Annotated in this window: 3 protein-coding genes; all 3 read left to right on the top strand. The window is 28.4% G+C overall.

Translation table 11 applies throughout. From position 1 onward, the window contains the following. Positions 1-871: N-acetylmuramidase domain-containing protein (locus GQ594_RS11795; protein WP_160413160.1), on the top strand; the 871-nt coding region annotated here is incomplete at its 5' end. Positions 872-895: 24 nt separating this feature from the next. Then, on the top strand, positions 896-1,891 hold the full coding sequence (locus GQ594_RS11790; protein WP_160413158.1) for a hypothetical protein: 996 nt from the start codon (positions 896-898) through the stop codon (positions 1,889-1,891). A gap of 184 nt (positions 1,892-2,075) precedes the next feature. Then, the coding region (locus tag GQ594_RS11785) for a hypothetical protein (RefSeq protein ID WP_160413156.1) at positions 2,076-2,349 on the top strand (274 nt) is incomplete at its 3' end.

The following is a 2,349-nucleotide window of genomic DNA, read 5'->3' as shown; positions in this document are numbered from 1 at the left end:
AAAACAAGTAACAGCTTGGGAAAAGACCAAAGAGAAGATAAAAAAGATGTTATGGTGGGATGATGTAGCTAAAGGCTTAGCGAAGCTAAACCAACAAAACGACACGCAACCAGAAAATGGCGAGGCAACCAATGCCACAACCGCTACAACCACCGCAACAGACACCACCCCACCGGCCACGCTTAGTGCTGACGGCAAGGCATGGTTTATCCATCCTGTTGCTATGATGAATTTATCTGTAAAAAAACATCCAATTATTTTATTAGACCAAAATGAATATGAACTTGTTTTTTTAAATCAAAGAAAAAATATGGATTTATTAACAGACGCAGATTATGAAGAAGTCGCAAATGAATTAGGATGTGAATCAAAAGCACTTAAAGCTGTAGGTATAAAAGAAACAAAGGATCAGAGTTTTTATACCCATTTAGGGGATCATGTTCCTAAAATATTATTTGAGAGACATTATTTTCACAAATTAACTAATGGTAAATATGATGATGATCCCGATATATCAAATAAATCTTCATTTACTAAATATGGTTCCTATGCAAAACAATATGAACGATTAATAAAAGCATATGCTTTATCACCTAGAGAAGCGCTAATGTCTGCTTCTTGGGGAAAATTTCAAGTTATGGGAGCGAATATGCATTCAGACAAATTAAATATTGAAGATATTCTATATAAAATTAGTCATTCAGAAAAAAATCATTTAATTACATTAAAAGGTTATTTATTGAAGAATAAAAATGCCTTGGAAGCATTAAAGTCAAAAAAATGGGATTCATTTGCTTTGTATTATAATGGAAGTGGCTATAAAAAGAATAATTATGATGTTCTTATAAAAGAAATCTATGAAAAGCTATAAACAAGTAAAATATTGGAATTATAAATGAAGAAAATAATTATATTCAGTGTACTATTAGCAAATTTTGCATTTGCTAATACAACAAAATGTGATGAAGACTCATTTGAAGAAGTAAATGTAACTACTTTTTCTGGTAGTCATATGAATTTAAAATACCAATATTGTTCATATTCTAAAACTGAACCAATAGATTATATAGGATATCAATTATTAACTATTAAAGTTGATAACCAATTATATACTTATAAAAATAATGTTAGTGATAATGAATATTCCAGTAGAAAAATGTTCTATTCTAAACTAGGAGTGTTTGGTATTGCTGAAGCCGATACAGGAAATTCTCCTTTAACGATAACATATTTGACTATTAAAAATAATAAATTATTTTTATTGGGGAAAATCACGTTTGAAAGACGTATGGGAAACATAATTGGTGAACCTTATATTGAAAATAGAAGTGATGAAGCTAATAAAATTATAGACAACATATTTTTATTAAATAAAAAAAATATTTTGAGGGAATATACTTTAAATTATTATGAGGGTTTTCTGTTTATTTTAGCTGATAAATTTAAACAGAATGTTTCAAAATATGAAATAAATCAATTTTTAGTGAAGCTATCAGAATATCCAGACTTAAGTAATTTCTATAGACAAAAAATCTTTTTTAAAGATCATTCTTTATGTACATATAATAAAAACCTAATTGAAATGGATGCCTTTGGTTGTCAAATAGGAAATAAGCAATTATCCATTTGTTATAATTATTTTGATAAAAGTGATTTAATATACAGATATGGTAATAAAAACAAAATAGAATTAGAGTTACGGAAAGAAATTTTAGATCAGAAAGTCTTAATAAATTCATTAGTTTTTAAAAAAAATATTTGGAATTATGAAGTAAATACATATCCTGAAAATGCAGGAATTTTAATAAAAAAGAATGACGAGAATATTACATTTCTTAAATGTGAAAATGACAGCGTAGAACCTTTAATATTTGAACCTATATGGAATTAAAAAACAAGATGTAACTACTCCTAAAATAGTACAGCCCAAAAGTAGAAAATTCATCTATGATAAAAAACGATAGATGATCAACAATAAGTCAGAAAAGATATTGATTTTATTGTGGTTTTTTGTGTTTTCTAGGTTAAAGCATGAAGTGTAATTTTAAACACGGTGGCGTGAAGAAAGTAGAAAGGTGATTTATACTAGCGACAATCGGGCAATTGATGCGAAAAATAATGTGTGGTTAAAAATTGATGTACTTGATGATAAAAACCGACCGAATAGAGGTTGGATGTTAGTGAATGGCGAAGGCGCTAAAAGGGTATGTTGTTGGGATTGGTTTGATTTTACACAAATAAAAGAGACGGCCTCATTAAAAGACATCTACCTTGATGCAGACAAATCCTTAAAACGCAATAAAGACAACCATTCCTTATCAGGATATAAACCAACGATAAAAGAAACAT

The organism is Gilliamella sp. Pra-s52 (assembly GCF_009795805.1).
Classification (GTDB): domain Bacteria; phylum Pseudomonadota; class Gammaproteobacteria; order Enterobacterales; family Orbaceae; genus Gilliamella.
Note: the sequence above shows the minus strand (reverse complement) of the source record. Positions and strands in the feature narration are given on the sequence as shown.

Excerpts from the sequence above, each read along its gene's own strand:
- GQ594_RS11790 (WP_160413158.1), top strand. The coding sequence starts at position 896 with ATGAAGAAAATAATTATATTCAGTGTACTATTAGCAAATTTTGCATTT.